Genomic DNA, 22,931 nt, shown 5'->3' on the forward strand with positions numbered 1-22,931 from the left:
CGATCGTACGCGCCGCGTTCGGCCCGGACCTGCGATGCGCTCGGGGGAACGCTCGGCCGGGACCTCTAGGATGTTGTGGGTGAGCAGAGCGGACCTGAACAAGCGGCCGGACGAGGTGGCGGCCATGTTCGACGACGTCGCCGCGAAGTACGACCTCACGAACGACATCCTCTCGGCGGGCAACGCCCCGCTGTGGCGTGTCGCGACGGTCCGCGCGGTCGACCCCCAGCCCGGCGAGCGCGTGCTCGACATCGCCGCGGGCACCGGTACGAGCGCTGCGGCCTTCGCCAAGAAGGGCGCCGAGGTCACCGCGCTCGACCTCTCCGCGGGGATGATCGCCGTCGGCCGAGAGCGCCACCCCGAGATCACCTTCGTCGAGGGTGACGCCGAACACCTGCCCTTCGACGACGACACCTTCGACGCCGTGTCGATCTCGTTCGGGCTCCGCAACGTCAACGACCCGATGCAGGCCCTCGGCGAGATGCTCCGCGTCCTGAAGCCCGGCGGCCGCGTCGTCATCTGCGAGTTCTCGACCCCGCCGATCGCGCTCCTGCGCTTCGGCTACGGCGCCTACCTCAAGCGGGTGCTGCCCGGTGTCGCCCGGCTGTCGTCGAGCAACCCGGCGGCCTACCGCTACCTCGCCGAGTCGATCGAGGCGTGGCCCGAGCAGCAGGTGCTCAGCCAGTGGCTCCGCGGCGTCGGCTTCACGATGGTCGCCTACCGCAACCTGACCGCCGGCATCGTGGCGCTGCACCGCGGCCGGAAGCCCGTGGCGGGCACGGTCCGCGAGTCGGTCGCCCGTCGCGCCAAGGCACGTCGCGAGCACCAGCACACCGGCGAGCAGCCGAGCATCGACCCCACCGGCGAGCAGCCCAGCGTCGACCCCACCGCCGGCTGACCGGTCCACCCCCGAACCACGGAGCAGCACTTGAACCCGAGCGTCCCGGTCGCACGTCGCGCACCGAGTCTCCGCGCATCGTTGGGCATCGGCGAGCGGCTGTTCGCCACGCCCTCGGAGCGGCGGTTCATCGCTGCCGTCGACGACGGGCTCGAGCTCGTCGAGCAGGGCCTCGAAGAAGCCATGCGCTCGACCGACACCCTGGCGGACACCACCAGCCGGTACCTCCTGTCGGCGGGCGGCAAGCGCATCCGGCCGACGCTGACCCTGCTCATCGCACAGCTCGGCGACGGCGTGACGGACGCGGTCGTGAAGGCCGCTGTGAGCATCGAGACGACTCACTTGGCGTCGCTCTACCACGACGACGTGATGGACGAGGCGCCGGTCCGGCGCGGCGTCCCGGCAGCGCACGTGACCTACGGCAACAACGTGGCGATCCTGACCGGTGACCTGCTCTTCGCCCGCGCCAGCCTCATCACGGCCGACCTCGGCACCGAGGGCATCCGGATGCAGGCCGAGACCTTCCAGCGGCTCTGCATGGGTCAGCTGCACGAGACCACGGGTCCGCAGCCCGAGGACGACCCGGTCGAGCACTACATCCAGGTGCTCAGCGACAAGACCGGCTCGCTCATCGCCACGGCCGCCCGCGCCGGTGTGATGTTCTCAGGAGCCGACCGCACCTACCTCGACGCCGTCGGGACCTTCGGCGAGAAGGTCGGCGTGGCCTTCCAGCTCGTCGACGACGTCATCGACCTCGCGCCGGCGAAGGACAAGACCGGCAAGATCGCCGGCAACGACCTCCGGGCCGGTGTCGACACGCTGCCGCTGCTGCAGCTCCGTCGACTCGCCGCGACCGGGGCTCCGGACGCCGTCGCGCTCCTCCAACGCATCGAGCGCGACGTCAACGCGGCACCGGACGACGTCGTGGACTCCGCGCCGTACCAGTCCGCCGTGGCCGCGCTCCGCGAGCACGAGGCCACCACCGCCACCCGGGCCGTCGCGGTCCGGTGGGCGACCGAGGCGGTCGACGCGCTCGCACCCCTGCCCGACGGGACGGTGAAGCGGGCCCTCATCCGCTTCGCCGAGTCCGTCGTCGAACGAAGCCGCTGACGCGGCAGGTCCCGGCCGGATCCGCCCGGGACCGCCGGAACCCCGCCCGGACCAGCCGCAACCCCGCCGGGACACCGACCGCCGGGAGCACCCGACCCGAACGAAACTGGAGACGATCAGTGCCCACCCTCCGAGTCGCCATCGTCGGCGCCGGCCCCGCCGGTATCTACGCCGCGGACATCCTGCTGCGCGAGGCCCACGGCCACGACGTGTCGATCGACCTGTTCGAACAGCTCCCGGCCCCGTACGGCCTGGTCCGCTACGGCGTCGCGCCCGACCACCCGCGCATCAAGGGCATCGTCAACGCGCTGCGCGACGTGCTCGACCGGGGCGTGGTCCGGCTGTTCGGCAACGTCCGCTTCGGCGAGGACATCACCCTCGACGACCTCCGGAAGCACTACCACGCCGTGGTGTTCTCGACGGGGGCGATCAAGGACGCCGACCTCGACGTCCCGGGTGTCGAGCTCGAGGGGTCCTACGGCGCGGCCGAGTTCGTGAGCTGGTTCGACGGACACCCCGACGTCCCGCGCACCTGGCCACTCACCGCCTCGAGCGTCGCGGTGATCGGCAACGGCAACGTCGCCCTCGACGTGTCCCGCATCCTCGCGAAGCACGCCGACGACCTGCTGCCGACCGAGATCCCGGCGAACGTGTACGAGGGTCTCAAGGCGTCACCGGTCACGGACGTGCACGTGTTCGGCCGTCGCGGGCCGGCGCAGGTGAAGTTCACCCCGCTGGAGCTCCGTGAGCTCGGGGAGCTGCGCGACGTCGACATGATCGTCTACGACGAGGACTTCGACCACGACGAGGCCTCGAAGAACGCCATCGCCACGAACAAGCAGATCATGGTGATGAACCGCGTGCTCGAGCAGTGGCGCACGCGTGAGACCGGGCAGGCGAGCCGTCGCCTGCACCTGCACTTCTACGCGAAGCCCCTCGAGTTCGTCGGCGAGGACGGCACGCTCACCGCCATCCGGTACGAGCGCACCCGGCCGAACGGGCAGGGCGGCGTCGAGGGCACCGGCGAGGTCCGCGAGATCCCGATCCAGGCCGCCTACCGCGCCGTCGGCTACTTCGGGTCGCCGCTGCCGGGCGTGCCGTTCGACGAGCGCCACGGCGTCATCCCGAACCACGAGGGCCAGGTCCTCGACGACGACAACCAGCAGATCCCCGGCGTCTACGCCACCGGCTGGATCAAGCGCGGACCGGTCGGCCTGATCGGGCACACCAAGTCCGACGCGATGGAGACCGTCCAGCACATCGTCAACGACCAGGCCAGCTGGTGGACGCCGGAGGACCCGTCCGAGGGCGCGATCCCGGCGCTCCTCGCCGAGCGCGGTGTCGAGTACACCGACCTCGACGGCTGGCACAACCTCGACGCCCACGAACTCGCCCTCGGCGCGGCGGAGGGTCGCGAGCGCATCAAGGTCGTGCCGCGCGAGGAGATGGTCGACGTCTCCCTCGGTCGCGCGGACGCGCGCACGAGCTGACGCCGAGCCGATCGTCATGGCGACCGCACGCCCCGCACCGCACACCGCGGTGCGGGGCGCGCCCGTCTCCGGGGTCCGGCTGCAGGGTGTGGACGTCGCCCGCGCGCTGGCGCTGCTCGGCATGATGGCGACGCACGTCGGCGGCATCGCGGACCAGGTGGACTGGTCGGACCCGAGCACGTGGACGGCGATCGCGCACGGCCGGTCGTCGTCGCTCTTCGCGGTGCTGGCGGGCGTGTCGATCGGCCTCACCAGCGGGCGAACGGCCCCGCCTGGTCCGCCGGCGATCGGACGTATCCGGGCCCGGCTCGCCGTCCGGGCCGTGGTCGTCGTGGCGATCGGCCTGCTGCTCATGGCGCTGCAGACGCCCGTGTACGTGATCCTGCCCACGTACGGCGCGCTCTTCGTGCTGGCGATCCCGGTGCTGCGGCTACGGGCGCGGTGGCTCCTCGTGCTCGCTGCGACGTGTGCGGTGGCCTCGCCGGTCGTCGCGCTGGCGATCGTCCCGCTCTACGCCGACGCGGGCATGTGGGAGGTGCAGCTCGGCCTGGTCTACCCCGTCGTCACCTTCCTGGCGTACGTGCTGGTCGGTCTGGCGGTCGCCCGCACCGGCCTGGAGGAACGGGGTGCGCAGGTCGTGCTCCTCGCGTCCGGTGCGGTGGTCGCCCTGGCCGCGTACCTGGTCGGGAACGCCCTCGCCCCGGTGCCCGTCGACGCCGCGTTCGCGTTCCCCGGTGTCCCGTACGCCGGCGAGGGGAGCACTCCAGCCGAGGCGTTCGCCCAGCTGTTCCTGTCACCGCGTGACCACTCGTCCTCCGTCGTGGACGTCGTCGGCACCGCGGGGGTCGCGGTCGCCGTGATCGCGCTCTGCACCCTCGTGTTCGACGGCCGCGGGCGGTCGGCCGCACGGATCGCGTTCCCGCTGGCCGCCGTGGGATCGATGCCGCTCACGGTGTACGCGGGGCACCTCGTGGTGCTGGCGGTCCTGCCCGTGTCTCCGGACTCCGGCGCGGCGTGGGGGTGGTTCGCGGCCGGGTCGGTGCTGTTCGCGATGCTCTGGCGCCGGTTCGTCGGGCGCGGCCCCCTCGAGCAGCTCACCGCTCGGCTGACACGCCTCGTCCCCGACGCTCCCGCCCGCTGACCGCACGCGCGAGGCGGAGGCGAGCCGCGCCTCCAGTCCGATCGCTACTGCAGCGCCGCCGTGAGCCGCGCGACGTTGTCGAGCACCTTGGACCGACGCGGCCGCGTCTCCCACGCGTCGAGCGAGAGCTCGAAGCTGTGCTCCTTGTAGGCGCCCTGCACCTCGCGCAGCGCGTTCACGAACCGGCGGCCGCGCACCATGACGGAGACCTCGAGGTTGAGGCTGAAGGACCGCATGTCCATGTTGCTCGACCCGATCACGGCGACCTCGTCGTCGATCGTGAAGTGCTTCGCGTGCAGGATCGTCGGCGCGCGGTAGAGCCAGATCTTCACCCCGGCCTTCAGCAGCCCCTCGTAGTAGGAGCGCTGGGCGTGCCACGTCATCGCGTGGTCGCCCATCTCACCGACGAACAGCTCCACCTCGACCCCGCGCTGCGCCGTCGTGGTGATCGCGTAGAGCATCGAGTCGTCCGGCACGAAGTACGGCGACGTGATCGACACCTTCTCCTGCGCCGAGTAGAGCAGTGCGTTGAAGAGCCGCAGGTTGTTCTCGCCGTCGAACCCGGGGCCGGACGGGACGACCTGGCAGTCGAGCGCGTCACCGCGGTCGGCGCGCTGCACCGGGTCGCTCTCGCGGAGGAGCAGCTCGTCGGTCTCGCTGTACCAGTCGGTCACGAACAGGGCGTTGAGTCCTGCGACGACCGGCCCCTCGAACCGGGCGAACAGGTCCTTGTAGACCATGCCCCGGTCGAGGTGCGACTTGAGGTCGTACGACTTGTCGATGAGGTTCTGCGAGCCGGTGAACGCCACGGAACCGTCGATGACGACGATCTTCCGGTGGTTCCGGAGGTCCGGGCGCTGGAACTTCCCCTGCAGCGGCAGGAGCGGCAGCATGAGGTGCCACTCGATGCCGGCGCGGTCCATGAACGCCAGGGTGTCCTTGTAGCCCGGGTAGCCGCGGCTCGCCCAGTGGTCGAGGAGCAGCCGAACCGTCACTCCGCGGGCCTGTGCTCGCGCGAGGGCCTCGAAGAACGGGCGTGTGGTGTCGTCGAGCGTCGCGATGTAGAACTCGACGTGCACGAACCGGCGCGCATCGTCGATCGACTTGGCCATCTCGGCGATGGACTCGTCGTAGTCCGGGTACAGCTCAGCCGAGTTGCCGCCGACCAGGGGCATCGCGCCGAGCTCCCGGTTCAGCCGCGTGACGCTCTCCAGCCACAGCGGCCACGGGTGATCGCGTCGCACCCGCTCGATGCCCTCGGTCTGCTCGAGGATGTACGCGTTGATCTCCGTCTGCTTCTCACGCCGCGACCGGGGGAGCTTCGTCGACCCGATGACCAGGAACACGATGAACCCGATGTAGGGGATGAGGAAGATCGCCAGCAGCCAAGCGGTGGCGGTCTGCGGCTTGCGGTTGATCGGGACGTAGATGATCGAGAAGGCGCGGATCGCCAGGTCCAGCAGGACGAGCAGGACGGTGATCGTGACGGTGAGCCAGTGCTCCACGGGGTGCCGGTGTCGTGTTCTGTTGTGCGGGGGACCGCGGCGTCAGCGGAAGTTGATGTACTGCAGCGGGACGTCGAACTCTTCACCCTTGAGGAGCTGGATCGTGTTCTGCAGGTCGTCTCGGCTCTTCGAGGAGACACGGAGCTCGTCGCCCTGGATCTGGCTCTTCACGCTCTTCGGCGCATTGGCGCGGAGGAACGCACCGATCTTCTTCGCCACGTCCTGCTCGATGCCGTTCTTGAAGCTCACCTCGATGCGGTACTCCTTGCCAGAGGGGTAGGGGTCGCCGGCGTCGAGGCTCTTCAGGCTGATGCCGCGCTTGATCGCCTTGCTCTGCAGGACGTCGAGGACGGCCTTCGCGCGCTCTTCCGAGTTCGCCTTGATGAGGACGTCCTCACCGCTGAACGCGATCGACGCATCGGCACCCTTGAAGTCGTACCGCTGCTCGATCTCCTTGGCGGCCTGGTTGAGGGCGTTCTCCGCCTCCATCTTGTCGACCTTGCTGACCACGTCGAAGGAGCTGTCTGCCATGCCGGACAGCCTATCGGCGGACGGGAGGCGCGGTTCGACCCCCACGCACGGGGTGCGGTGGACGTGATGGTCACGACCACTGCCCGTGATCGGCTATGCTTTCTTGCGCGCCTTCGGTTGGTGACTACACGGGCCGGGTGCGCACATGGCAAGTTACCCAAGCGGCCAAAGGGATCTGACTGTAAATCAGCCGGCGTAGCCTTCGGGGGTTCGAATCCCTCACTTGCCACTGTGTTTGTTGCACGACGCTGAAGGGTGTTTGTACGACGCTGAAGGGTGTTCGCACGACGCTGAAGGAAGATCAGTGCGTGGGGACACCGGAACGAAAGCCCCGTCCTCGGACGGGGCTTTCGTCGTTCCTGGCAGGATCGGGGCATGGCCGCAGACCCGACACCGTCCCAGTTCGCCGACCTCGCCGAGTCGATCGCCCGCGAAGCAGCGGCACTCGCCGCGCGTCGCCGGGCCGAGGGTGTCGAGGTCGCCGACCGCAAGTCGAGCATCGTCGACGTCGTCACCGCCGCCGACCGCGAGGTCGAGGCACTCATCCGCACCCGCATCGCCGAGGCCCGACCGGACGACGCCTTCCACGGCGAGGAGTCCGGGACCGGGACCGGTACCTCCGGCATCACCTGGGTGGTCGACCCGATCGACGGGACCGTCAACTACCTCTACGGCAGCCCGGAGTACGGCGTCAGCATCGGCGTCGTCCGCGGTGGCGCCGACCCGACCACGTGGGAGCCCGTGGCCGGTGTCGTCGTGGCCCCGGCGACCGGCACCGTGTACCGAGCGGCGGCCGGCGCCGGGGCGACCCGCGACGGCGACCCGCTGCGCGTCGGCGCGCCCGAGTCCCTCGCCGAGACGCTCGTCGCCACCGGCTTCGGGTACACCGCCGAACGGCGCCGGCAGCAGGTCCAGGTGCTCGCCGGGCTCATCGGCGAGGTCCGCGACATCCGGCGCGGGGGAGCGGCGTCGCTGGACTGCTGCGCGGTCGGAGCGGGGACGGTCGACGCCTACTACGAGCGGGGGATCAACCCGTGGGACATGGCCGCCGGGTCGATCGTCGCGCAGGAGTCCGGCGCCGAGGTCCGCATCTGGGAGGCCGGCGGCACACGGTCGTTCCTCTTCGCGAGCCCTGCCGTGGCGGACGAGCTCACCGCGCTCGTGCAGCGTCTCGAGGGAGCCGTCCTGGCGGTGTGAACGGCCTGACCCCTCGCTCTGGGGGAGCCGTGTGGTCATGACCAGGACTGGCGACACGCTAGGGCTTTTGCTACCGTTCTCCAGTCCCGTTATCTGCTCGTTACCAACGAGCGCACCTCGCCCCGATCAGGATCGCCACCGAAACGCATGCCCCACTCCTCCCTCTCGCCCGTGCAGACCAACGGCCCCGTCGACGACGCAGCACCGGTCGTCCACATGACCCGACGGGCGCGCATCGAGGCCGAGCGAGCAGCTGCTGCTGTGGCGGGCACGGGTGACCGCGCCTTCGACGACCTGGTGTCGCCCACGACCCCGCCGGCCCCCGCGTCGCCCATCGACCTCGCGCCGGCCTCGCCGGTGATGCCCGCCTCGAGCGCGTCGCCCGTCACGCCGCCCGCGCCGGCATCGCCCGTCGTCGCCGAGGCGTCGGTCCGCGCGGCCGTGCCGGCCAGCACGACGTCGCCGGCCAGCACGACGGCGCCGGGCACCCGACGGGTCCTCGGCCAGGTGCCGGCTTCCCGTCGCGCCGGCCGTCCCGTCACGGCGACGCCCGCTACGGCCACCCTGCACGTCGACCGCGCCACCCGCCACCTCGGCGCCGCACGGCCCGCGACGACGACCACGACGACCGGACACGGCGCATCGTTCCGCCGTGCCGCGTCGCGCGTGACCGCCGTCGGTGCGCTGCTCTTCGCCGCCGGCCTGGTGGTGTCCACGTCGCTGCCCGCGCAGGCGCTCTACACGCCGGAGACCAACTCGACCTCCGAGCGCCAGGCCGCTGGTGCGTCCCAGTCGCTCAGCGTCGGGACCGGAGCGGTCGAGGCTGAGACGAACCGCGACCAGTACTCGGTGTCCGACGCGACCCAGTACAAGAACGTCGACGCCTCGAGCTTCTCCAACGACCCGACCGGCACCATCCAGTGGCCGTTCCTGACCGGTGTGCCGATCACCTCGGGCTTCGGCGGACGCCAGGTCGCCGGCTGCTCGTTCTGCTCCACGAACCACATGGGCATCGACTTCGCCCCCGGCGCGGGCACCCCGATCCGGGTCATCGCCGCCGGCACGGTCATCAAGGTCCAGCCGAACGACGGCGGCTTCGGCAACGACGTCTGGGTCCAGCACGACGTCGACGGCAAGCAGTTCGTCAGCGTCTACGGCCACATGCAGGACAACTCGTTCAAGGTGGTCAACGGGCAGCACGTCGAGGTGGGCGACGAGCTCGGTCTGGTCGGCAGCACGGGCAACTCGACCGGCCCGCACCTGCACCTCGAGGTCCACGTCGACGGCGTCCCGGTGGACCCGCTGGCGTGGCTCCGAGCCAACGCGAACTAGCGGTCCCACGCGGCACGCCCGGGCGTCACGCTCGGTTCCGGACCACCGTCGCGGGTCTGCTATCCTCGTGTGGTGCCGTTCGCGGCACATGCCCCGATAGCTCAGTGGTAGAGCACTTCCATGGTAAGGAAGGGGTCGTCAGTTCAATCCTGACTCGGGGCTCAGACCCGGCGCCGTTGTGGCTCCGGATCCTTGGCGGGGTAGCTCAGTTGGTTAGAGCACACGGCTCATAATCGTGGTGTCGCGGGTTCAAGTCCCGCCCTCGCTACCGCAAGCCCGGCGATCTGATCGCCGGGCTTTCGTCGTTCCCGGGGTCCTGCCGGCGCTGCATGCGCGGAGCGGCATGCGCTGGGCGAGACGGCGGCGCACCGCCCGCCAGCACAGCGCGCCTCCGGCGCATCGCGCCGCGCCGCACCGTGACGCGTTCGTCACCCGGTGCGACGGTGACGGCGCGGTGCGGCGCTGCAGCGCCACCGGGTGTGCACCCTCGCACGGAGTGGCGATCGGCGCACGGTGCGCGACCGCGCTCCGGCCTGGAGGCGCGGTGCCGGACCCGCGCCGCGCCTCCAGGCCGTCTCGTGGTGCGTCAGCACCGTGCTGCGTTCGTCGCACCGTGCCGCGTTCGTCGCACCGTGCCGCGTTCGTCGCTCGGTGCCCCGCTGCAGCCGCGCACCAGGTCGACGACCGCGCACCGGGTGGCGAAGGTCGCACCGTGGCACGGCGAGCGGACCTCAGAACGGCCGGTGCTCGGTCCGCGCGACGAGCACGCCTGCTGACCGCAGCGCTCCCTCGAGCGTCGCGTTCACCTGCTGCCACGCCGTCTGCCGCCGTCCCGCGCCGATGCCCCCGCCGGAGACCGCGGTGCCGTGCCCGGCGTGCCGCAGCGTGATCGTCGTCGCCGTCCCGCTGACCGTGGTGGACAGCTCGTACCGGCGGAACTCCCGGGAGGGGTGCACGAGCGCCCCGAGCAGGATCGTCAGCGCCCGGCTGCCGGTGGTGGCGGTCAGCGTGCCGCCGGTCGTCTCCACCGTGTGCCCCGCCTGGCGCAGTGCTGCGCCGGCGACCTCCATGGCGGTGCACCGGTCGCCCGTGTGCACTGCGAACTCGGTCGTCGCGTCCATCGTCGTTCCTCCCCGTCCCCGGAAGTCCGTGCTGCTCGAAGTGCTCCGCGGCAGATCGCCGAGCCCTGCGCGTTCCCCCGAAGCGCGCCCGCCCAGCATACCCGATGCATACTCATGAACCGCAGGCCCCCAGTCGGGCGTCGCTAGACTGCCGGACGTGTCTGTGAACCCCGAGCTCGTCGGCAGGACGTTCCCGCCGGCCCAGCCCTACCTGGTCGGTCGTGAGAAGGTGCGTGAGTTCTCCCGCGCCGTGTTCGCGACGAACCCGATCCACCACGAGCCCGAGGCCGCCCGCGCCGCCGGCTACGACGACGTCGTCGCCCCGCCGACCTTCGCGGTCGTCCTGCAGGAGGCGACCCTCGCCCAGCTCCTGGCCGAGCCGGACGCCGGAATCGACTTCTCCCGGGTGGTCCACGGTGAGCAGGCGTTCGCGTACGACCGGCCGATCGTCGCCGGGGACGAGCTCACGGCCACCCTCACCGTCACGAGCGTGAAGACCCTGGGCGGCAACGCCATGGTCACGGCGGAGAGCACGATGAACGACGCCGCGGGGGAGCACGTCGTCACGGCGACGTCGACCCTCGTGGTCCGAGGAGACGACGCATGACCGCCGCAGCCGTGACCGCGCTCGAGGTCGGCACCGTCGTCGCCGAGCGCGAGGTCCACATCACCCGCGACTCGCTCGTCCGGTACGCCGGGGCCTCGGGCGACTTCAACCCGATCCACTACCGCGACGACGTGGCCGCCTCCGTGGGGCTCCCCGGCGTCCTGGCGCACGGCATGCTCACGATGGGCATCGCGGTCCAGCCGGTCTCCGAGTGGCTCGGCGACCGCGGCCACGTCGTCCGCTACGGCGTGCGGTTCACCCGTCCCGTGGTCGTCGACCCGGAGCAGGGCGCCACGATCGGCATCGTCGCGAAGGTCGGCACCGTCGACGACGAGGGCCGTCCGCAGCGCATCGACCTCACCGTGACCGCCGCCGGGCAGACCGTGCTCGGCAAGGCGCAGGTCACGGTGGCGTTCCGCTGACCGTGTCGGAGCCCGTGCTCGCCGACCTCACGACGCTGCGCGTCGGTGGCCCGGCGTCCCGGCTGCTCACCGCGACGACGACGGACGAGCTGGTCGCGCACGCGCAGACCGCGTGGGACGACGACGAGTGGCTCGTCCTCGGTGGTGGCAGCAACCTGCTGGTCGCCGACGAGGGCTTCGACGGCACCGTCGTGCTGGTCCGGACGACGGGCGTCGAGGCCAGCGAGGACGCCGACGGCGTCACCGTCCGCGTCGCGGCCGGCGAACCGTGGGACGCGTTCGTCGCCTCGACCGTCGACAACGGCTGGACCGGCCTGGAGGCACTGAGCGGCATCCCGGGAACGGTCGGTGCCGCCCCCGTGCAGAACATCGGCGCCTACGGGGTCGAGCTCTCCGACGTGCTCACCCGGATCGAGTTCCTCGACGCGGCCACGGGGGAGCGCGCGTGGGTGCCCGCGGCTGAGCTGGCGCTCGGCTACCGCACGTCGACGCTGAAGCACGGACGCCGCGGTGTGGTCCTGACGGTGGAGTTCCGCCTCGGCACCGCCCCGGACGGCGGGGTGCCGGTCCGGTACCCCCAGCTCGCCGGTTCGCTCGGCGTGGAGCTCGGGTCGCTCGTGGCACCCTCGACCGTGCGGTCCGAGGTGCTGCGACTGCGCGGCTCGAAGGGCATGGTGCTCGACGCCGACGACCCGGACACCTGGAGCGCCGGCTCGTTCTTCACGAACCCGATCGTCTCGGCGGCCTTCGCGGAGACGCTGCCCGCCGAGGCGCCGCGCTGGCCCGCCGGCGACGACGTCAAGCTCAGCGCCGCCTGGCTGATCGAGCACGCCGGGGTGCACCGCGGCTACGCCGTCCCCGGGTCCCGCGCCGCGATCTCGTCGAAGCACACGCTCGCGCTGACGAACCGCGGGGGAGCGACCGCCGCCCAGGTGGCGGAGCTCGCCCGCTACGTCCAGGTGACGGTCCTGAACCGCTTCGGGGTGGCGCTCGTGCCGGAACCCGTCGTGGTCGGCGACCTGCTCGCCTGAGCCAGCACGCGCCTCCGGGACGCACGAACGGGCCGCCTCGTCCGAGGCGACCCGTTCCGTCGACGTGACTAGCTGAAGAACTTCGCCAGGCGCGCGACGCCCTCGGCGATGTCGTCGTCGCCGAGGGCGTACGACAGGCGGAGGTAGCCGGAGGGGCCGAACGCCTCACCCGGGACGACGGCGACCTCGGCGTGCTCGAGGATGAGGTCCGCGAGCTCGAGGGTCGTCGTCGGGGTGGTGCCCGCCCACTGACGGCCGAGCAGCGCCGTGACGTCGGGGTAGACGTAGAAGGCGCCCTGCGGCGTCGGCGTGACGAAGCCCGGGATCGCGTTGAGCCCGGCGACGATGGACTTCCGGCGGCGGTCGAACGCCTCGCGCATGGCCGTCACGGGTTCCTGCGGCCCGGTGAGGGCGGCGATCGCGGCGCGCTGCGACACGTTCGACACGTTCGAGGACAGGTGCGACTGCAGGTTCGACGCGGCCTTCACGGCGTCCGCCGGGCCGATGAACCAGCCGACCCGCCAACCGGTCATCGCGTACGTCTTGGCGACACCGTTCACCAGGATCGTGGTGTCGGCGAGACCGGGGACGGCCTCGAGGATGCCGGTGAACCGGACACCGTCGTACACGAGGTCCTGGTAGATCTCGTCGCTGATCACCCAGATGCCGTGCTCGAGCGCCCACTCGCCGATGGCCCTGGTCTGCTCGGCGGTGTACACCGAGCCGGTCGGGTTCGAGGGGGAGCAGAAGAGCAGCGCCTTGGTCTTGGGGGTGCGGGCGGCCTCGAGCTGCTCGACGGTGACGAGGTAGTCCTGCTCGCTGCCGGCGAAGACGTCCACGGGGACGCCGCCGGCCAGCCGGATCGCCTCGGGGTAGGTGGTCCAGTAGGGCGCCGGCAGGAGGACCTCGTCGCCCTCGTCGACGATGGTCTGGAACGCCTGGTAGACGGCCTGCTTCCCGCCGTTCGTGACGATGACCTGCGACGGGTCGACGGTGGTGCCGGACTCGCGCGCGGTCTTCTCGGCGATCGCCTGCTTCAGCTCGGGCAGGCCGGTCGCGGGCGTGTACCGGTGGTTCTTCGGGTCCTTCGCTGCCTGCACCGCGGCGTCGACGACGTGCGCGGGCGTTGCGAAGTCGGGCTCACCCGCGGCGAACGAGATCACCGGGCGCCCGGCTGCCTTGAGCGCCTTGGCCTTCGCGTCGACCTTGAGCGTCGCCGACTCGGCGATCGCGGCGATCCGGGACGCGATGCGCGGCCGGTCGGTGCGGGCTGCGTCGGTGGTGTCCTGGGACGGGTGGGCGGTGGACTCGGGGCCGGGGGCTGCGGTGCTCACGGGGCCCAGCCTATCGGCGCGGCACGCCGGAGCATCCGTCAAGTGGACACCGTGTGACGGACTCCCGTACACTCGACCACCGGAACACGGATCGGTGACGAACCGTGTCCGAAGGGCGGTGGCTCAATTGGTAGAGCAGCGGTCTCCAAAACCGCAGGTTGCAGGTTCGAGTCCTGTCCGCCCTGCTCATCTGGAAGGGTAGAAGTTGGCGAGCAAAGACATGGAGACGACGGCGGACGACGTCGTCGCCAAGGCGAAGCAGGACCGGGCCGAGCGCCGCGGGCCCTTCGCTGCCATCGTGCTCTTCATCCGGCAGGTCATCGCGGAACTCCGCAAGGTGGTCACGCCGACCCGCAAGGAACTCTTCAGCTACACGGGCGTCGTCCTGGTCTTCGTCGTCGTGATGATGATCCTGGTGTCGATCCTCGACTTCGCGTTCGGACTCGGCGTCGGGTACGTGTTCGGCAACGGGCCGACGGCCTGACCCCGACCCTCTGCGCCGTTGCTGGACTCCTGACCCCGTGCGGACAGGAGTACGGTCGCCGGAGACAAGGGTGATCGTGAGTCGATCCGCCCGCCAACCCGATCCGAACCACCGAACGGAAAGAATCGACAGTGTCTGACAACTCCCGCGACGACATCGACCTCGCCACGGCTGCCGAGCAGTCCTCCGAAGTCGAGGAGAACCAGGAAGGCGACGTCGAGACCGGCGAGGGGCGTTCGGTCGAGTCGGCCGAAGAGCGCGCGATCGAGGTCGAGGACGAGAACGACCCGTCCCTCGGTCTGAGCGACGAGCCCGACGACGGCACGGTCGACGCCGGCCTCGACGAAGCCCTCACCGCCCTCCAGGAAGCCCGCGACCCCGAAGCTGACGCCGTCGTCGACGACGCGCTCGAGGTCGACACCCTCGACGAGGCCGAGGCCGCCGTCGAAGCGGTCGAGGACGAGGAAGAGACCGAGCTCGAGGAAGAGTCCGCCGCCGAGGCGAACGAGACCCTCGCCGCAGACGAGGCGCTCGACGCGGACGACGACGAGGCCGAAGCGGCCGAGGTCGACCCGTACGAGGCGTTCAAGGCCGAGCTGCGGATGAAGCCGGGCAAGTGGTACGTCATCCACTCCTACGCGGGCTTCGAGCGTCGCGTGAAGTCGAACATCGAGAACCGCATGGTCTCGATGTCGATGGAGGACTACATCTACCAGGTCGAGGTCCCGATGGAGGACGTCGTCGAGATCAAGAACGGGCAGCGCAAGCTGGTCACCCGCGTCCGGATCCCCTCGTACGTGCTCGTCCGCATGGACCTCAACGAGGACTCGTGGTCCGTCGTCCGGCACACCCCGGGTGTCACCGGCTTCGTCGGCAACGCGCACAACCCCACGCCGCTCCGCTTCGACGAGGCGTTCGGCATGCTGAAGTCCCTCGTGCAGGTCGCCGAGGCCGCTCCGACGAAGGGCGGCGCCAAGGGCGGCGGCCTCCAGTCGCAGCCCGCGGCCGAGGTCGACTTCGAGGTCGGCGAGACGATCACCATCAAGGAGGGCTCGTTCGCGGGTCTCCCGGGTTCGATCTCCGAGATCAAGCCGGAGAGCGGCAAGCTCACCGTCCTCGTCTCGCTCTTCGAGCGCGAGACCCCGGTCGAGCTCAGCTTCGACCAGGTCACGAAGCTCTAGTCCAGGTCTCCCCGTTCGGGTAGACTCATCGAGTTTGGCCCCGCACGCCTCGTGTGTGCGGGGCTGCACCGCGGTCCGGAACGGCCGGGCCAGCGGGAGAGTGCACGGATCCCCGTGCGTTCGATTCCAGGAGGAAGCACAACATGGCACCGAAGAAGAAGGTCACGGGCCTGATCAAGCTGCAGATCAACGCGGGCGCCGCCAACCCGGCACCCCCGATCGGTCCGGCGCTCGGTCAGCACGGCGTGAACATCATGGAGTTCTGCAAGGCGTACAACGCCGCGACCGAGTCGCAGCGTGGCAACGTCGTGCCGGTCGAGATCACCGTCTACGAGGACCGTTCGTTCACGTTCGTCCTGAAGACCCCGCCGGCCGCCGAGCTCATCAAGAAGGCTGCGGGTGTGCAGAAGGGGTCCGCGACCCCGCACACGGTCAAGGTCGCGAAGATCTCGATGGACCAGGTCCGTCAGATCGCCGAGACCAAGCAGGCCGACCTGAACGCCAACGACATCGACCAGGCCGCGAAGATCATCGCCGGCACTGCGCGCTCGATGGGCATCACGGTCGAGGCGTAAGCCCCAACCGCCTCAGGCACACACCCACACACCCTTCCGTGGGAGAGCCGCGCCGGCTCGTCAACCACGTAGCTCCCAAGGAGATCACCATGGCGAAGAAGTCCAAGGCCTACCAGGCCGCGGCCGCGAAGATCGAGGCCGACAAGTTCTACACCCCCACCGAGGCAGTCGCCCTCGCGAAGGAGACCGGTTCCACCAAGACCGACTCCACCGTCGAGGTCGCCCTCAAGCTCGGTGTCGACCCGCGCAAGGCGGACCAGATGGTCCGCGGCACGGTCATCCTGCCGCACGGCACGGGCAAGACCGCCCGCGTCATCGTCTTCGCCGTCGGCGCTGCGGCTGAGGCCGCCATCGCCGCCGGTGCCGACGAGGTCGGTGGCGACGAGCTCATCGCGAAGGTCGCCGAGGGCTACACCGCCTTCGACTCCGCCGTCGCGACGCCGGAGCTCATGGGCAAGGTCGGTCGTCTCGGCAAGGTGCTCGGCCCGCGTGGCCTCATGCCGAACCCGAAGACCGGCACCGTGACCCCGAACGTGGCGCAGGCCGTCAACGACATCAAGGGCGGCAAGATCGAGTTCCGCGTCGACAAGCACGCCAACGTGCACTTCGTCGTCGGCAAGGCCTCGTTCACGCCGGAGCAGCTCGACGAGAACATCTCGACCGCGCTCGAGGAGATCAACCGCCTCAAGCCGAGCGCCTCGAAGGGCCGCTACATCATGAAGGGCGCCGTCTCGACGACCTTCGGCCCCGGCATCCCGCTGGACGTCAACAGCATCTGATCCCCTGATCAGTCCGAAAGGACCCGCACCGGTTTCGGTGCGGGTCCTTTCGCGTGCCGGGCACGATGTCCCGATAGCGTGGCTCCGTGCGCATCATCGTGAACTCGCTCCGCCTGATCGCCGTGATCGCGGTGGTCGCGGCGATCCTCGCCCAGTGGCTCGTCAGCTCGAAGCTCGACAGCTACCTGTTCTGGAACTTCTTCGGGTACTTCACGATCCAGTCGAACATCATGATCGCGCTGGCGCTCGCCGCGACGCTGGTGGCGTCGGTGCAGCGGAAGCGCGGGGCCGTCGGGCTGAGTGTGTTCCGCGGTGCATCGACGGTGTACATCGCCACGACGGGCATCGTCTACAACACGCTCCTCGTGAGCGTCGACGTGCAGACCTCCGTGCAGTGGTCGAACGACGTCCTGCACAAGATCATGCCGGTGTACGCCGTCCTCGACTGGCTGCTGTTCTCGGACCGGGCACGGCTGCTCTTCCGGCACATCTGGTGGTTCCTGCTCTACCCGGCCGTCTGGCTCGTGGTCATCCTCATCCGCGGTGCGACCGACGGGTGGGTGCCGTACCCGTTCCTCGATCCCGACCTCGGGTACGGCGTCGTCGCGCTGTACTGCCTCGGGGTCGCGGTCTTCATCGCGCTCATGGGCGTGCTCGTCGTGGGGATGAGCCGCCTACGGATCGTGAAGGTCTAGGACCGGAAGTCGCGGAGCCGGTCGAGCACGAGGTCGGCGAGCTGGATGAGGCCGCGGATCTGGTCGTCGTCGCGGTCCACCCACCGGCACTCGGGCTCGTCGGCGACCGGCACGAACGCGTCGTGGCGCTCCCAGACGAACAGGGTGCGGTCGGCACCGAGGACGTACTGCTGCCACCAGACCTGCCGGAGGTAGTGCCGCGGGATGCTCTTCCACGCCTTGCCGGTGGTCTTGATCTCGGCGAGGACCACGCGGGAGGACCCGTCGACGCCGACGCCGTCCGGGGTGGCGAGGTGCGCCCGGTTCGACGCGGCGTGGAACAGGTGTGCGGACGGCTGGATGCCGTGCGTCGCGGCGACCCACGCGGCGATGACCGGTTCGCGTTCCTTGCCGTGCTCGGTGAACGAGTTGCCGGAGAACCGCGAGCCGTAGCGCTTGTCCATCACGACGGCGTCGACGGCGCGGAGCGACGCGAGCCGGGCGACGTCGGTCGCCGTGATGCCGGCCGCGCGGGCGCGGAGCCAGGCGACCCGGTCCGACGCGTGCGCGACGATCCGCTCGGTGTGGCCACGGAGGGCGGTGAACGAGTCGTGCACGACCGCTGCCCGCGCGCCGGGGGCGGGGTGCGCCTCCAGGCCGGGATCCAGGTCGCCCCACAGGGTGGGCTGCACGATCGTCACCAGACGATTGTCCCCCCGCGCACCGACGTCGGGAAACCGACGCACCGGGGAGCGGCCGCCGGGCCGCACCCGATCCGCGTCAGGAGACCAGCTGCCGACCCTCGGCGTACGCGACGAGCTCGTCGACCCCGGCGGGGGAGAGGGCGTACCCGATCGCGAGCGCCGCGGCGCCCTGCAGTGCTGCGACGGAGCCGGCGCGGGACTGCGCGATGACGAGGTGCTCGGTGGCGAGCGGCATCGAGCGGGAGTAGACGACCTCGCGGACGCCGGCGAGGAGGTGCTCCCCGGCCTGCGTGATCGAGCCGCCGAGCGCGATCACCGACGGGTTCATGAGCGAGACACAGGTGGCGAGGACCTCGCCGATGTCCCGGCCGGCCTGCCGCACGGCGTAGATCGCGTCGAGATCGGAGCGGTTGACGAGGTCGATCACGTCGGCGCTGGTGTGCACGTCGTGCCCCTTCGCCCGGAGCCCCCGGGCGATCGCGGGGCCGGAGGCGACGGCCTCGAGGCACCCGGTGTTCCCGCAGTGGCACGGCACGTCCCCGGCGCGGGACACCCGGACGTGCCCGATGTCGCCCGCGGTGCCCTGGGCGCCGCGCTGCAGCTCGCCGTCCGAGACGATGCCGGAGCCGATGCCGGTGGCGACCTTGACGAAGAGCAGGTGGTCGACGTCCGGCCAGCCGTGCTCCCGTTCGCCGAGGGCCGCGATGTTCACGTCGTTGTCGAGCAGGACGTGCGCGGCGATGTGTGCGCGCAGCCAGCCGGGCACGTCGAAGCCGTCCCAGCCGGGCATGATCGGCGGGTTCGCCGGGCGACCGGTGGAGAACTCGACCGGACCGGGGACGCCGATGCCGATCGCGATGACGTCGTCGCGGGAGCGGCCGACCTCGTCGAGCAGCCCGTCGATGGTCTCGACGAGCCAGGTCAGCGTGGGGACCGGGCCGGCGGCGATGTCGATGCTGGCCTCGCGGGTAGCGAGGGGCGCGGCGACGAGGTCAGTCACCGCGACGCGGCCGTGCGAGGCGCCGAGGTCGGCGGCGATCACGAGCCTCGAGCGGGGGATCAGCGCCACCTGGGCAGGCGGGCGCCCACCGGTGGAGGCTGCGGTGTCCACCGGTCCGACGAGTCCGACCTCGATGAGGGCATCGAGGCGCACGCCGATCGTCGAGCGTGCGAGTCCTGTCAGTGCGGCGAGCTCGGCCCGGGTCCGCGGCACGCCGTCGCGGAGGATCTGGAAGAGCTCGCTCGTCCCGACCGGCGGCGACGCTGCCGTCCGAGTCAAGTCGACCATGGGGGGAGTGAAGCACACATCGAACGCGGCACGCAATGAAGTCCGTCGACTTTCCACGAACTTCTGCTTGACCGCCGACAAAAGTCCTCGTAGTGTGGCGCTCGGTCAGAGAAGACCCCACCATCTCGACGAGGAGACCCCCTGGTGACCCAACCGCTTTCCGTCCAGCTCTACACGGTCCGTGACGCACTCGATGCCGATCTGCTCGGCACGCTGCAGCGCATCGCCGGCATCGGCTACACGAACGTCGAGGCCTTCGGCTTCGTCGACCGTGCCGACGAGCTGGCCGCCGCGCTCAAGGACGCCGGGCTGCAGAGCCCGAGCGGACACGCCCGTCTGCTGGACGCCGGCGAGCAGGACCTCGAGCGCATCTTCCACGCCAGCGCCACCATCGGCATGGGCACGCTGATCGACCCGCACATCGACGAGGCCCGCTGGACCACGCGCGAGGACGTCGAGGCGATCGCCCGGGAACTCAGCGCACTCGCCCCGCGTGCGGCCGACCACGGCCTGACCCTCGGCTACCACAACCACGCGTTCGAGTTCTCGAACCGCATCGACGGCGTCAGCGCGTACGAGGTCTTCGCCGACGCACTGTCCGACGACGTCGTGCTCGAGCTCGACACCTACTGGGTGACGGTCGGCGGTGACGACCCGGTGGCGATCATCGGCAAGTACGGCGACAAGGTCCAGTTCCTGCACGTCAAGGACGGCGACGGCTCGCACGACGACAAGAAGCAGGTCGCGGTCGGCAACGGCATCATGCCGATCCGCGAGATCATCGCCGCCGCGCCCGACGCACTGCACGTCGTCGAGCTCGACGACCACGAGGGTGACGTCTTCCAGGCCGTCGCCGACTCCTACACGTTCCTCGAGGGGGCCCGCGCATGACCGACACCACGACCACCACCCAGGCCACCGCCGACGACACCAAGCGCACCGGCCCGGTCGGCGTCGGCGTCATCGGCGCCGGGGTCATCTCGGACCAGTACCTCTCGAACCTCACCGTCTTCCCCGACGTCACCGTCCGCTTCATCGCGGACATCGACCTGCCGCGCGCCGCCGCGCAGGCCGAGAAGTGGGGCGTCGCCGGGTCCGGCACCGTCGAGGAGCTGCTGGCGGACGACGACATCGAGATCGTCGTGAACCTCACCATCCCGGCCGCCCACGTCGAGGTCGCCCTGCAGGCCCTCGCCGCCGGCAAGCACGTCTGGGGCGAGAAGCCCTACGCCCTCGACCGCGACAGCGCCGCGCAGCTCCGCGACGCCGCGGCCGCCGCCGGCAAGACGGTCAGCGTCGCCCCGGACACGTTCCTTGGCGCCGGCCTCCAGACGGCCCTCCGCACGATCCGCGACGGCCGCATCGGCAAGCCCCTGAACGGCCTGACGCTCTTCCAGAGCCCCGGCCCGGAGTCGTGGCACCCGAGCCCCGAGTTCCTCTTCGCGTACGGCGCCGGCCCCCTGTTCGACATCGGCCCGTACTACATCACCACCCTCGTGCAGACGTTCGGCCCGGTGAAGAAGGTCACCGCCACCGCGTCGAAGTCCCGTGCCACGCGCACGATCGGCTCCGGCCCGAAGGCGGGCACCGAGTTCCCCGTCGAGGTCCCGACGAACCACTCGGCCCTCATCGAGTTCGAGAACGGCGGCAGCGCGCAGAGCGTCTTCTCGTTCGAGTCCGACCGTGGCCGCACCGGCTTCGTCGAGATCGCGGGTGAGACCGGCACCGTCGTGTTCCCGGACCCGAACAACTTCGACGGCGACACCGAGCTCTACGCGCTCGGCGCCGAGGAGCCCGAGACGATCCCCGCCGTGGGGTCCACGTACTCGCGCGGAACGGGCGTGGTCGACCTCGCCCGTGCCCTCCGCGCCGGTGAGGAGAACCGGGTCCCCGGTGCCCTCGCCTTCCACGTCCTCGACGTGATGGTCTCCATCGCCGAGGCAGCCGAACGTGGTGAGGCAGTGCTCGTCGAGAGCACCGTCGCACCCTCCCCGACCCTCCCCGAGGGTTGGGACCCCGCGGCGTCGACCCTGTCCTGACGGACGGCGCTCCCGGTCGGTGACGACCGGGAGCGGACACCGCACCAGCACTGCACCAGCACCACCACAGCAGCACCCGACAGTTCCATCCCCTGCACCATCTCAACGACGAGAAAGTAGAGAGTCATGCGCACTGCCATCCGCGCACTGGCCATCACCGCGGCCGCGGCACTCACCGTGACCGGCCTCGCAGCCTGCTCCTCCGGGTCCTCCGGCTCCGGCGGAGACTCCAAGACGCTCACCTACTGGGCGTCCAACCAGGGCACCTCGCTCCAGAACGACAAGGAGGTGCTCACCCCCGTCCTCAAGAAGTTCACCAAGGAGACCGGGATCAAGGTCAACCTCCAGGTCATCGGCTGGAACGACCTGCAGAACAAGATCCAGACCGCCGTCACCTCGGGCCAGGGCCCGGACGTCGTCAACATCGGCAACACCTGGGCGACCTCGCTCCAGGCCACCGGTGCCTTCCAGGAGTTCGGCTCCTCGGAGATGAAGGCGATCGGCGGCTCCGACAAGTTCGGCAAGGTCGCACTCTCCACCGGTGGCGCGCCCGGCAAGACCGTCACGAGCGTCCCGCTCTACGGCCTCGCCTACGGCCTGTACTACAACAAGAAGATGCTCTCGGACGCCGGGATCACCCCGCCCACCACGTGGGAGGACCTGGTCGCGGACGCCAAGAAGCTGACGACCGGCAGCACCTACGGGTTCAGCCTCGCGGGCGGTTCGTACACCGAGAACTCGCACTTCGCGTTCATCAACTCGGCGCAGAACGGTGGCGAGTGGTTCGACAAGAGCGGCAAGCCCACGTTCACGTCGAAGGCGAACGTCGACGGCATCAAGCGCTACCTCGACCTGATGCAGGTCTCCAAGGTCGCGAACCCGTCGAACGCGCAGTACGACAACGCGACGCAGTCGGTGACGGACTTCGCGAACAAGAAGGCCGCGTTCATCCTCAACCAGAACAACGCCAACGCGACGATCGACTCCCTCGGGATGAAGTCGGACGAGTACGGCGTGGTCGCACTGCCCGCCCCGACCGGCGCGAAGGACATCGCGAGCTTCCCGGCCGGCATCAACCTGTCGATCTTCAAGAACACGAAGAACAAGGACGGCGCGCTCAAGTTCGTCAAGTACATGACGAGCATGGACACGCAGACGACGCTCGACAAGCCGTACTCGGCCCTGCCGGTGCTCGCCGCCGCTGCTGACTCGGTCACCGACGAGCAGACGAAGACGTTCCTCGACATCTACAACAACAAGGCGAAGCCGCTCCCGCTGGTGCCCGCCGAGGACCAGTTCGAGTCCACGGTCGGCAAGGCGATGAACGACATGTTCGCCAAGATCGCGACCGGTTCGACCATCTCGGACTCCGACATCAAGTCGGCGCTCCAGACCGCCCAGGACCAGGTGTCCCAGGCCGCCGGTTGATCCACCCTGGAGGCCCGGGGTCGCGTCCCACGGACGCGCCTCGGGCCTCCGCCCCCTCGG

General features: G+C 70.2%; 23 protein-coding genes and 4 tRNA genes. 21 read left to right on the forward strand and 6 right to left on the reverse strand.

Translation table 11 applies throughout. From position 1 onward, the window contains the following. The first annotated feature begins 79 nt into the window (after window positions 1–79). From BLT36_RS11930 to BLT36_RS11945, 4 genes are all read left to right on the forward strand, one after another. On the forward strand, window positions 80–898 hold the full coding sequence (locus tag BLT36_RS11930; RefSeq protein ID WP_092095386.1) for a demethylmenaquinone methyltransferase: 819 nt from the start codon (window positions 80–82) through the stop codon (window positions 896–898). 30 nt (window positions 899–928) lie between these two features. Further along, window positions 929–2,008, forward strand: a complete 1,080-nt coding sequence (locus tag BLT36_RS11935; protein ID WP_092095387.1) for a polyprenyl synthetase family protein — start codon at window positions 929–931, stop codon at window positions 2,006–2,008. A 119-nt stretch (window positions 2,009–2,127) separates the two neighbouring features. After that, window positions 2,128–3,498 (forward strand): FAD-dependent oxidoreductase, encoded by a 1,371-nt coding sequence (locus BLT36_RS11940; protein ID WP_092095389.1) that lies wholly within the window; start codon window positions 2,128–2,130, stop codon window positions 3,496–3,498. A 16-nt stretch (window positions 3,499–3,514) separates the two neighbouring features. Next, entirely contained in the window at window positions 3,515–4,639 is a 1,125-nt protein-coding gene (locus BLT36_RS11945) for a heparan-alpha-glucosaminide N-acetyltransferase domain-containing protein (protein ID WP_092095391.1), read from the forward strand. A gap of 44 nt (window positions 4,640–4,683) precedes the next feature. On the opposite strand, the gene cls is transcribed toward BLT36_RS11945, so the two are convergent. After that, window positions 4,684–6,144, reverse strand: a complete 1,461-nt coding sequence (gene cls, locus BLT36_RS11950; protein WP_092095392.1) for a cardiolipin synthase — start codon at window positions 6,142–6,144, stop codon at window positions 4,684–4,686. Window positions 6,145–6,186: 42 nt separating this feature from the next. Further along, the gene (locus BLT36_RS11955) at window positions 6,187–6,675 is read right to left on the reverse strand and encodes a YajQ family cyclic di-GMP-binding protein (RefSeq protein ID WP_092095394.1); all 489 of its coding nucleotides are present in this window, start codon (window positions 6,673–6,675) and stop codon (window positions 6,187–6,189) included. A gap of 147 nt (window positions 6,676–6,822) precedes the next feature. On the opposite strand from BLT36_RS11955, the gene BLT36_RS11960 reads away from it, so the two are divergent. The 5 genes from BLT36_RS11960 (at window position 6,823) to BLT36_RS11980 (ending at window position 9,472) form a co-directional block, all read left to right on the forward strand. After that, window positions 6,823–6,904: transfer RNA gene (locus tag BLT36_RS11960), tRNA-Tyr, on the forward strand. A 146-nt stretch (window positions 6,905–7,050) separates the two neighbouring features. Continuing rightward, complete coding sequence (locus BLT36_RS11965; protein WP_092095396.1) at window positions 7,051–7,872, forward strand: inositol monophosphatase family protein; 822 nt, start codon at window positions 7,051–7,053, stop codon at window positions 7,870–7,872. A 147-nt stretch (window positions 7,873–8,019) separates the two neighbouring features. Further along, on the forward strand, window positions 8,020–9,204 hold the full coding sequence (locus tag BLT36_RS11970; protein WP_092095398.1) for a M23 family metallopeptidase: 1,185 nt from the start codon (window positions 8,020–8,022) through the stop codon (window positions 9,202–9,204). A gap of 90 nt (window positions 9,205–9,294) precedes the next feature. Further along, a tRNA-Thr gene (locus tag BLT36_RS11975) sits at window positions 9,295–9,366 on the forward strand. A 32-nt stretch (window positions 9,367–9,398) separates the two neighbouring features. Then, window positions 9,399–9,472, forward strand: a tRNA-Met gene (locus BLT36_RS11980). A gap of 463 nt (window positions 9,473–9,935) precedes the next feature. Here BLT36_RS11980 and BLT36_RS11990 read toward each other — a convergent pair. Then, a complete protein-coding gene (locus BLT36_RS11990) occupies window positions 9,936–10,325 on the reverse strand; it encodes a hypothetical protein (RefSeq protein WP_092095401.1) in 390 nt (129 codons plus the stop codon). A gap of 157 nt (window positions 10,326–10,482) precedes the next feature. Between BLT36_RS11990 and BLT36_RS11995 the strand changes: the two genes are divergently transcribed. Genes BLT36_RS11995 through BLT36_RS12005 form a run of 3 tightly spaced genes read left to right on the forward strand, consistent with a single transcriptional unit; the run spans window position 10,483 to window position 12,385 of the window. Continuing rightward, window positions 10,483–10,932: a MaoC family dehydratase N-terminal domain-containing protein gene (locus BLT36_RS11995; protein WP_092095403.1), complete on the forward strand. Its 450-nt coding sequence runs from the start codon at window positions 10,483–10,485 to the stop codon at window positions 10,930–10,932. Continuing rightward, window positions 10,929–11,354: a MaoC/PaaZ C-terminal domain-containing protein gene (locus BLT36_RS12000; RefSeq protein WP_092095405.1), complete on the forward strand. Its 426-nt coding sequence runs from the start codon at window positions 10,929–10,931 to the stop codon at window positions 11,352–11,354. The genes BLT36_RS11995 and BLT36_RS12000 overlap by 4 nt, the downstream gene beginning before the upstream one ends. Window positions 11,355–11,356: 2 nt before the next feature. Further along, window positions 11,357–12,385: a UDP-N-acetylmuramate dehydrogenase gene (locus BLT36_RS12005; RefSeq protein ID WP_175529623.1), complete on the forward strand. Its 1,029-nt coding sequence runs from the start codon at window positions 11,357–11,359 to the stop codon at window positions 12,383–12,385. Window positions 12,386–12,453: 68 nt separating this feature from the next. Here the strand turns inward: BLT36_RS12005 and BLT36_RS12010 are convergent, their stop codons facing one another. Further along, window positions 12,454–13,635, reverse strand: coding sequence for a pyridoxal phosphate-dependent aminotransferase (locus tag BLT36_RS12010; RefSeq protein ID WP_092095839.1), 1,182 nt, complete (start codon window positions 13,633–13,635; stop codon window positions 12,454–12,456). Window positions 13,636–13,831: 196 nt separating this feature from the next. Here BLT36_RS12010 and BLT36_RS12015 point away from each other — a divergent pair. The 6 genes from BLT36_RS12015 (at window position 13,832) to BLT36_RS12040 (ending at window position 17,433) form a co-directional block, all read left to right on the forward strand. After that, a tRNA-Trp gene (locus BLT36_RS12015) sits at window positions 13,832–13,904 on the forward strand. A 20-nt stretch (window positions 13,905–13,924) separates the two neighbouring features. Then, window positions 13,925–14,203, forward strand: a complete 279-nt coding sequence (gene secE, locus BLT36_RS12020) for a preprotein translocase subunit SecE (protein WP_071290700.1) — start codon at window positions 13,925–13,927, stop codon at window positions 14,201–14,203. Window positions 14,204–14,334: 131 nt separating this feature from the next. Continuing rightward, window positions 14,335–15,384: a transcription termination/antitermination protein NusG gene (nusG, locus tag BLT36_RS12025; RefSeq protein ID WP_092095407.1), complete on the forward strand. Its 1,050-nt coding sequence runs from the start codon at window positions 14,335–14,337 to the stop codon at window positions 15,382–15,384. Window positions 15,385–15,527: 143 nt separating this feature from the next. Continuing rightward, complete coding sequence (gene rplK, locus BLT36_RS12030; protein WP_056118868.1) at window positions 15,528–15,959, forward strand: 50S ribosomal protein L11; 432 nt, start codon at window positions 15,528–15,530, stop codon at window positions 15,957–15,959. 89 nt (window positions 15,960–16,048) lie between these two features. Then, complete coding sequence (gene rplA / locus BLT36_RS12035) at window positions 16,049–16,738, forward strand: 50S ribosomal protein L1 (protein ID WP_070418374.1); 690 nt, start codon at window positions 16,049–16,051, stop codon at window positions 16,736–16,738. A gap of 86 nt (window positions 16,739–16,824) precedes the next feature. After that, the gene (locus tag BLT36_RS12040) at window positions 16,825–17,433 is read left to right on the forward strand and encodes a Pr6Pr family membrane protein (protein ID WP_092095409.1); all 609 of its coding nucleotides are present in this window, start codon (window positions 16,825–16,827) and stop codon (window positions 17,431–17,433) included. Here BLT36_RS12040 and BLT36_RS12045 read toward each other — a convergent pair. Continuing rightward, on the reverse strand, window positions 17,430–18,029 hold the full coding sequence (locus BLT36_RS12045; RefSeq protein WP_254787625.1) for a YqaJ viral recombinase family protein: 600 nt from the start codon (window positions 18,027–18,029) through the stop codon (window positions 17,430–17,432). The two genes, BLT36_RS12040 and BLT36_RS12045, sit on opposite strands and share 4 nt — an antisense overlap. Before the next feature lie 163 nt (window positions 18,030–18,192). After that, window positions 18,193–19,404 carry an ROK family transcriptional regulator gene (locus BLT36_RS12050; protein ID WP_175529624.1) on the reverse strand — a complete coding sequence of 404 codons (1,212 nt, stop codon included), beginning with the start codon at window positions 19,402–19,404 and terminating at the stop codon, window positions 18,193–18,195. 144 nt (window positions 19,405–19,548) lie between these two features. Here BLT36_RS12050 and BLT36_RS12055 point away from each other — a divergent pair, with 144 nt between their 5' ends. The 3 genes from BLT36_RS12055 to BLT36_RS12065 all read left to right on the forward strand — a co-directional run bounded on the left by BLT36_RS12055 (window position 19,549) and on the right by BLT36_RS12065 (window position 22,871). Beyond that, the gene (locus BLT36_RS12055; RefSeq protein ID WP_092095412.1) at window positions 19,549–20,295 is read left to right on the forward strand and encodes a sugar phosphate isomerase/epimerase family protein; all 747 of its coding nucleotides are present in this window, start codon (window positions 19,549–19,551) and stop codon (window positions 20,293–20,295) included. Then, window positions 20,292–21,443, forward strand: coding sequence for a Gfo/Idh/MocA family protein (locus BLT36_RS12060; RefSeq protein WP_092095414.1), 1,152 nt, complete (start codon window positions 20,292–20,294; stop codon window positions 21,441–21,443). The genes BLT36_RS12055 and BLT36_RS12060 overlap by 4 nt, the downstream gene beginning before the upstream one ends. 126 nt (window positions 21,444–21,569) lie before the next feature. Then, window positions 21,570–22,871, forward strand: coding sequence for an ABC transporter substrate-binding protein (locus BLT36_RS12065; RefSeq protein WP_092095416.1), 1,302 nt, complete (start codon window positions 21,570–21,572; stop codon window positions 22,869–22,871). Window positions 22,872–22,931: the final 60 nt, after the last annotated feature.

It is taken from the genome of Curtobacterium sp. UNCCL20 (genome assembly GCF_900101675.1).
In the GTDB taxonomy this organism is placed as follows: domain Bacteria; phylum Actinomycetota; class Actinomycetes; order Actinomycetales; family Microbacteriaceae; genus Curtobacterium.

Coding starts and splice junctions, on each gene's coding strand:
- BLT36_RS11945 (WP_092095391.1), top strand. CDS start 3,515: ATGGCGACCGCACGCCCCGCACCGCACACCGCGGTGCGGGGCGCGCCC.
- BLT36_RS12060 (WP_092095414.1), top strand. CDS start 20,292: ATGACCGACACCACGACCACCACCCAGGCCACCGCCGACGACACCAAG.
- BLT36_RS11965 (WP_092095396.1), top strand. CDS start 7,051: ATGGCCGCAGACCCGACACCGTCCCAGTTCGCCGACCTCGCCGAGTCG.
- rplK (WP_056118868.1), top strand. CDS start 15,528: ATGGCACCGAAGAAGAAGGTCACGGGCCTGATCAAGCTGCAGATCAAC.
- BLT36_RS11970 (WP_092095398.1), top strand. CDS start 8,020: ATGCCCCACTCCTCCCTCTCGCCCGTGCAGACCAACGGCCCCGTCGAC.
- BLT36_RS11990 (WP_092095401.1), bottom strand. CDS start 10,325: ATGGACGCGACGACCGAGTTCGCAGTGCACACGGGCGACCGGTGCACC.
- BLT36_RS11955 (WP_092095394.1), bottom strand. CDS start 6,675: ATGGCAGACAGCTCCTTCGACGTGGTCAGCAAGGTCGACAAGATGGAG.
- BLT36_RS12050 (WP_175529624.1), bottom strand. CDS start 19,404: ATGGTCGACTTGACTCGGACGGCAGCGTCGCCGCCGGTCGGGACGAGC.
- BLT36_RS12065 (WP_092095416.1), top strand. CDS start 21,570: ATGCGCACTGCCATCCGCGCACTGGCCATCACCGCGGCCGCGGCACTC.
- BLT36_RS12000 (WP_092095405.1), top strand. CDS start 10,929: ATGACCGCCGCAGCCGTGACCGCGCTCGAGGTCGGCACCGTCGTCGCC.
- rplA (WP_070418374.1), top strand. CDS start 16,049: ATGGCGAAGAAGTCCAAGGCCTACCAGGCCGCGGCCGCGAAGATCGAG.